Source organism: Lentibacillus juripiscarius, from assembly GCF_042685205.1.
In the GTDB taxonomy this organism is placed as follows: Bacteria; Bacillota; Bacilli; order Bacillales; family Amphibacillaceae; genus Lentibacillus; species Lentibacillus juripiscarius.
Genome location: NZ_JBHUNA010000042.1, coordinates 84382 through 91871 on the forward strand (window position 1 = coordinate 84382; position 7490 = coordinate 91871).

5 protein-coding genes and 1 riboswitch are annotated in these 7490 nt (G+C 45.5%); of the genes, 1 reads left to right on the forward strand and 4 read right to left on the reverse strand.

Annotated features, from left to right (window positions below):
• Positions 1-134 precede the first annotated feature (134 nt).
• Positions 135-1526: a sodium:solute symporter family protein gene (locus ACFSUO_RS16385; RefSeq protein ID WP_382396087.1), complete on the reverse strand. Its 1392-nt coding sequence runs from the start codon at positions 1524-1526 to the stop codon at positions 135-137.
• Between the two features lie 370 nt (positions 1527-1896).
• Between ACFSUO_RS16385 and ACFSUO_RS16390 the strand changes: the two genes are divergently transcribed.
• Entirely contained in the window at positions 1897-3168 is a 1272-nt protein-coding gene (locus tag ACFSUO_RS16390) for a hypothetical protein (protein ID WP_382396089.1), read from the forward strand.
• 171 nt (positions 3169-3339) lie between these two features.
• On the opposite strand, the gene ACFSUO_RS16395 is transcribed toward ACFSUO_RS16390, so the two are convergent.
• Genes ACFSUO_RS16395 through ACFSUO_RS16405 form a run of 3 tightly spaced genes read right to left on the reverse strand, consistent with a single transcriptional unit; the run spans position 3340 to position 7005 of the window.
• Complete coding sequence (locus ACFSUO_RS16395) at positions 3340-4383, reverse strand: ribonucleotide-diphosphate reductase subunit beta (protein ID WP_382396091.1); 1044 nt, start codon at positions 4381-4383, stop codon at positions 3340-3342.
• Entirely contained in the window at positions 4364-4798 is a 435-nt protein-coding gene (locus ACFSUO_RS16400; RefSeq protein ID WP_382396093.1) for a flavodoxin, read from the reverse strand. The genes ACFSUO_RS16395 and ACFSUO_RS16400 overlap by 20 nt, the downstream gene beginning before the upstream one ends.
• Positions 4795-7005 (reverse strand): ribonucleoside-diphosphate reductase subunit alpha, encoded by a 2211-nt coding sequence (locus tag ACFSUO_RS16405; protein WP_382396095.1) that lies wholly within the window; start codon positions 7003-7005, stop codon positions 4795-4797. Before ACFSUO_RS16405 ends, ACFSUO_RS16400 begins: the two co-directional genes overlap by 4 nt.
• Before the next feature lie 116 nt (positions 7006-7121).
• Positions 7122-7314, reverse strand: a riboswitch (cobalamin riboswitch).
• Positions 7315-7490 lie beyond the last annotated feature (176 nt).

Sequence of the window (7490 nt, forward strand, 5' to 3'; positions counted from 1 at the left end):
AGTGTAGGATATCCTATTTTGCACAAATATAGACGGTACCGCCCATCAGCAAAACTTTACCAGAATGACAAAAGGTGCCACCCATTTTATTATGAATGACACCTTTTCGTTAGGTGTTTGATTAGTGAAAAGATCTATGCTGTCTTCTTGTTGGATGTTGCTAGTGTGACTGCAATTAGTACGATGACGGCGACCGGCAGTGCAATGATGACACTGTTCAGATCAAATGGTTTGGCAAGTGGGATTTCCCATAGCAAGGTTGTACCGACACCTGCAATCATAGAAGAGATACCTCCTGCCATGTTGACACGTTTCCAGAAAAAGACCGCGAGCAACGCTGGTGTCAAACCTGCACCGTAGACAGTGTAAGCATACATTTGCACTTCCAGAACCGTTGGAAAATACGTGACAAGCACAAATGCAATGATACCAAGTACAATGGTGAAAATTTTCGTTATGTTGAGCAGCTGTTTGTCTGATGCATCTTTATTGATATGTTTTTTGACAACGTCGTAGGTCACGTTGGTTGCCGCTGATAACAGATACGAGTTACCGGTTGTCACAATGAACGCGGTCGCGGCAGCCAACAGCACCCCTCCAACAACCGTAGGCATCACGGTTGTCGTTGCCATTAATGCCATCCCGGGATCAATATCCGGAAAAATGGACCGGGAAGCAAACGCAATCAGTGATATTGCCGGGGAAATAAGTGTCATCCCGATAAGCCAGCCGATTTGTGCCTTCTTGGATGATTTGCCGCCTTTGGATGCAGCCAGCCGCTGATACATGTTCTGATCCCCCAGTAGCAAAAATAGAGATGGCAGCAAAAAGCCAAGCAGCTGCACTGTATTCAATGTGCCTGTTGCCGTTAGGTTAGCAGCAGGGACATTGGCTGTTACATCATCCCAGCCGCCTGCAATGCCATAGATCACCGGCAGTGTAATGAATAAGCCCGCAATGGCCAGAAAAGCACTCAATGCATCGGTCGGGGCAATCGAACGCAGCCCGCCAATGGTCGCCAAAAATATGATTAATACAGCACCAATAATGGTACCGATTTCAACAGAGATACCAGTCGTTACATTTAAAATAAAGCCAATCCCGGTCATCTGATAGGATACAATGCCGACGAACGCCAGGATAATAATGATACTGGCAATCAGCCGAGCTGTCTGCCCATATTTTGCCTCCAGAATGCCGGATACCGTATACTTGCCGAATTCACGTATTTTCGGCGCGATAACATATAAAATAACGATACCTAGAAGCGTAGGAAAAATCAGCATGAACGCCGGGATAATTCCGTACGTATACGCCATGGATGTCTCGCCGCCGGAGATGCTTCCGCTTCCTGTCCATGTTGCCAGAAGCGTTCCTGTGAGAACAATCGTCCCCAGCCCTTTTCCTGCTAGAATAAAATCCTCACTGCTGGCAATCTTCCTGGAGAAATAAATTCCGATTAAGATCATGATAATACCATAACCGCATACAAACCATAGTAAATGCGGGTTATGCTCCACTCCCATGTTGCTCCCCCCCATTTGTAGGTCATGTTAGTCATTCCGCCATTGATTGTATCAGGAGTAAGCGGTTTAGTGAAGTGTTTTTGTGGAAAAAGGTCGATGTTTTAAAACATAGGTAATGTTCAATTTATTTGTACATTAAAGCGTTCAGCCTATTTACCATCCAAGGATTATATGGGATACCTTAGAAAACTTGTGTTATCGCTAAAGGGATTCTTAGAAAGCGTAAACTCCTTCACTATTATATTCGTTTCTCATTATAAAGTAGTGTCATACACTTTTTTATAAATTACACCTTGGCTGCTTGACATTCGATTATAATAGAAAGAAGGTGTTATACTGTACATAATTCTGTAAAAGTGAGGTTTTACAAGTGAATGAGCAAGTTCAGGAACTGGTGGAAAATGTTCGTGAAAATTTAGGGCTAAACAGTCACCAGTTGAAACGGTACCACTTTTTTCGTGAAAAAAACCATTTTAACGAAACAATTTATATTATGAATATGGAATGGTCGCCGAATGATGCTGACAGTTCAAGCGAGGATTTTAATACTGCCGGAACTGCTGTTGTCGATGTGAATTTTCATACAAAAGAAGTGCGGCGGATTGTATTCGTCCAAGATCTCAACAGTGCTGACCATACACGCTACCCGTCATCCGCAGCAAAGGAAGATGTAATCGAGTGGATTGAGGATAGGACCGGGCTGACGTTTGGGAGGCAATTTTTGATTGCACACGAAGAAAAGCAGGCGCTGAGTTTCGGCGCAGCAGTTGATAACATTCCAGTAACACCGACGGGAACGATTGAAGTGGCATTCAATGACGACGGGGAACTGACGCTGTTTTCGATTGACGGCACCTTTCCGGATGGGGAGCAAATTGCGTGGGAACCATTTGCACTGACACCGGACAAATATGAGCCTGTCGCAAAATCGCAATGCCAGCTGTTGGAACTGCCTGACCAGGGGCAGGAGAAATGGCTGCCGATGTATGGCATGGAGGAAGTTTTTATAGCGAATGATGCTGAGCGGACGATTCCATTTACATTTGAAGCGGATCGGTATTCATTTGTTTCGAAAGATGAGATATTGCGGTGGGACGAGCCGCTGGATGGAGAATTTGAGCGGAAAGAGATGGATTTATCACCGGAAGTTACGCTGGAGACGGTACTGGCCAATGTACCGCACCCAGATACGATACCGCTGACTGACGCTGAAGCAGGAGCATGCGAAAGAGAGGTCATACGCTTCATGCGGCTTGTTTACCCGGATGAAAGCGGCAAGCGGAAACTGACTGGTATTTACCTGCAGAATGGGTATATTGTGGCAGAGATAAAACCGGTTAAGGACGATGCCAAAAATGCCCTTGATATCAAAATCAAGCTGCTTATCGAACGAGACACGCTTACAGCAATGAACTATATCGATCAGGACAGGCTCTTTGAAGCGTTCAAGCATTTTACGGAAGCGGACGAGGCGGCTGTGTCGCAGGAAGAGGCTTTTGATAAATTACGCGGGTATCTCGAGATGGATCCAGTCTATGTCTATGATGCCAGCTCAGACTCTTACATCATGTGCGGCAAGCTGGACTGCGCATACGGTGTGAATGCCGTGACCGGTGAGGTTGTGGCGTTAAATACGTTGTAGTTAATGCAGCCGGTGCGCTCATTGGGGGCACACCGGCTATTTTTGACAGCTATACTAGCTGATCAATTGTGAACATCAGGATTATAATTGTGAACTTCGGGCATTATAATGTGAACTTCGGGATTTCGACTGTGAACTTCGGGTAAATCACCCCTCATTTCGGGATACCCCTTACAAATCATCAAATCCGTTCAAATCGCTCGTCTTCGTATACTGCCGTGATTTTTGTTCGAAAAAGTCTGTTTTGGTGCCATCGAAATTATCAGCATAGGCCCGGATCCACTTCATTGGGTTCTCGGTATGATCCGGGTAAATCTCGTCAAGCCCCATCATCCGTAGCATTTTATTAGCTCGGTACTTAATATAGCCGGCCATTTCGTCGAGATCGATGCCATCCACAGAAGCCAATACATAGCGGGACCATTCGATTTCCAGCTCAACGGACTCCTGGAATCGGCTGTACACCCAATCGGAAAATGCCGCTGTATTCGTATCCGGGTTTTCATGCAGTGTTGCCCGGAATAATTCCGCAATGAACCGACCATGTTCAAGCTCGTCCCGGTTGATATAGCTGATCATCGTTGACGTGCCAACCATTTTATTTTTCCTTGCCAATGAATAGAAAAACGCAAACCCGGAGTAGAAAAACATCCCTTCCAGGAGCGCTGTGTAAACACACGTTTTCAAGATATTTTCAATCGTCGGTTCCTCAACAAATGCATTGTATTGCTGCATAATCGTTTCGTTCCGCTTTAATAAGACCGGATCTTTTCGGCCGAGCTGAAAAGACTCGTTCTGCTCGTCAAGGGAAACAACCGACGACAATACATACGAATAACTTTCATTATGAACCGCCTCCTGCTGGGCGATGACCGCCATAATCGACTGGACAGACGGATCAGTTGCATATAGGGATAAAAGTAATGCCGTCCGGGTCTGCGGTGCATCAAGTGTTGACAAGAGGCCGATGATTTTCAAATACGCGTCCCGTTCTTCCTCTGTAAGTGATGCAAATTGGCGCAAATCATCGGACATATTAATTTCATCTGCCTGCCAGTAATTGCCAACTAAACGTTTATACATTTTATACCAATGCGGATACTTAATATCATTCCAATTTAAGATACCGCTCGATTGCCCGCCGAACAGTGCTGTCGACTTGTTCGGGTTCATCGGTTCCAATGTTTTTGCTTTATCAAGCAAGACTTTTGACATCGTGAAGCACTCCTTCCAGCCAGTTTTCCACCAATTGTTCCTGTGAACCGCGCGGGGACTGTTCTATTTTCAAACCAGGCCACCTGCTTGCATAAAACGTGGCAAGTTTATCCACTGCCAGGCAAAATAGCTCATCCCCGCCAAATTGCGTTTCCCCAGTTCCGAAAATGGCCACATTGTCTGGTTTATAGCCGACTTCCAGGACGAAATCTTTTACCTCATCAGGCGTTGCACCCATCTCCCAAGTGAACGACCCGATGAAAATCATGTCGTAAGCTGCTGCATCAACGGGAGGATCGATGGCCATCTGGTGCATATCCACTACCGCACCGTCCTCCATCATATAATCAGCAATCATTTCCGCGGTTTCCTTCGTGTTGCCACTATAGGATAAATACGCTACGAGACTTCTCAACTTTCACACCACTCACATTCTTCGACATCATTGGCCGTAGACCGGACGTAATACGTCGTTTTCAACCCTTCGCGCCATGCCTGCAAATGTACATCCAGCAAAACGGATGCTTTAATCGTATTCGGCACGTAAATATTGAACGAAATACTCTGGTCGATATGCTTTTGCCTGGCTGCATTCTGCCGCACAGACCAACGCTGATCGACAATATAGGCCGAGCGACGGTAAATGTTATACGTATTATGATTCAAGTCCGGTGCGGTGACAGGAATTTTGAAATCTTTCTTTTCTTCAAAATAAAACGGCTGGAATACGGGGTCGATACTGGCCGTTGAGCCGGCAATCATTGACGTTGACGAATTCGGTGCAACAGCCATTAAGTAGCCATTGCGGATGCCGCTAGTGGCCACATCACGTTTCAGTTGCCCCCATTCCTCCCCTGTATATCCTTTGTCGGTAAAATACTGTCCCGTCTGCCACTTACTGCCGGAAAACGCTGGATAACTGCCCTTTTCCTGGCTTAGCTCCATGCTCGTTTTGATGGATAAGTAAGCGATTGTTTCATAAAGTCTGTCCGCATAATCAACCGCCTCGTCGGACTCCCAATACATGTTATTTTTCGCCAGCAGATGATGCCAGCCAAACGTTCCCAGCCCAATGGCGCGATATTTCCGATTTGTCAATTGGGTTTGTTTCAGCGGCAATGTATTGATATCAATCACATTATCCAGCATGCGGACCTGAATTTGGATCAGCCGCTCCAGCACGCCATCAGGCACAGCACGACCCAAGTTGATCGAGCTTAGGTTACAAACGACATAATCACCTGGTTTATACTTCTGGACAATGGTACCATCTGCCTCGGTTACTTCTTCCAAAAATTCTGTTGGCGACTGGTTCTGTGTTATTTCCGTACATAAATTGGAACAGTAAATCATTCCTTCATGTGGGTTGTTGTTATGCCGGTTCACCTCATCACGATAAAACATGAACGGTGTACCGGACTCAAGCTGCGACTTCATAATTCGTTTCATAATGTCGATCGCCGGAACAGCACGCTTTGTGAGCTTAGCAGATGCCACACATTCCAAATAACGTGCACGCCACGATCCGTCGCCTTTATCTTCATCATAAAAGTCCTCGAGCGAATATCCCATCACTTCGCGCACTTCATGCGGATCAAAAAGATACCAGTCCCCGCGGTTTTCTACCTGTTCCATGAAATAATCAGGCAGGCAAACACCAGTGAAAATATCATGTGCACGCATGCGTTCATCGCCATTGTTCAATTTCAAATCAAGAAATGCTTCTATATCGGCATGCCACACGTCTAAATAAATGGCTATCGCGCCTTTTCGGGTTCCGAGCTGGTCCACGCTCACCGCCGTATTGTTTAGTTGCTTGATCCAGGGTACAACACCACTCGACATACCTTTGAACCCTTTGATGGAGCTGCCGCGGCTGCGGATTTTACCCATATAGACACCAATCCCACCACCGTTTTTGGACAGTTTAGCAATACCAGTATTGCTGTCGTAAATGGACTGCAGACTATCATCGACCGTTTCGATAAAGCAGCTTGACAATTGTCCGTGGGTCTTACCGGCGTTGGTCATGGTTGGTGTCGCTACCGTCATATACAGATTACTAAGCGCCCAGTAAGCTTCAGCGACATACTGGCGGCGGTAGGCTGGATCTTCCTGCTGCATTAAGTGCATAGCAATGATCATCCAACGCTCCTGCGGCAACTCAAATGTATCTTTATTATGATCTGTTGCCAAGTAGCGTGTCGCCAGTGTAAACAACCCAAGATAATGAAACAGTCTATCCCGCGCTGGTTCGATGATGCTGGCAAAATAATCGATATCGTCTCTCGTGTATGTGTGCAGCAACCCTTCCGTATAAATGCCTTTTTTGGTAAGGAGTTGAATCAGTTCATAAAGATCTCCATAACGCTTGTTGGCATCATATCCTCGATTGGCCGCTGCCTTTTCATACAGGTTTTGCAGATACAAGCGGCTGGCAACAAATGTCCAGTCCGGATTCGCCTCGTCGATGTTTTCCAGCGCCCATTTGATGACATGGTCCATTGTTACTTCCGAATCGTTCTTATGTATTTTTTCAAGTAATAGTTCCTTATCGGCATTCAACCCTTGTGTTGCCTCATCAAGTAAGTCTGTCCACTGATCCGTTATTGCTGTTGTCATGATTCTCCTCCTTTTGAATACATAAAAAGCCGCTCACCCTGGTGGATGAACGGCTGTAAAACGATGGATGATTTATACCATGTCTATCGTTTTACCACCCGCTTTCCCCGAGGAATGGAAACACTCAAGCAATGGCAGGTCTCCTGACTTGTGCTTCTTCCTACTGAGGGCCTTCCCGTATTGCCGCCGTAAAGCTTGCCATACAGTGGTTATCCCGTTCGTCTACACTTACAGTTGCGGGGACAGTTCCAGATTTTCACTGGATTCCCTTTTAAAACACCATGTGTCACCATTGCTTGCGCATACTATATATAGTATTTTTATATGATATTGTTAGTATATATTGTATTTATACTTTAGCATAGAAATATAGACATTGCAATAGATTTTATGTAAACGATCTTTTAATAAACAGATTCCTAAATTGCAATAGTAAATGCAACACCCTTTGTGAAACCGCTATATAAGGTTTTCCTTGTAATTTG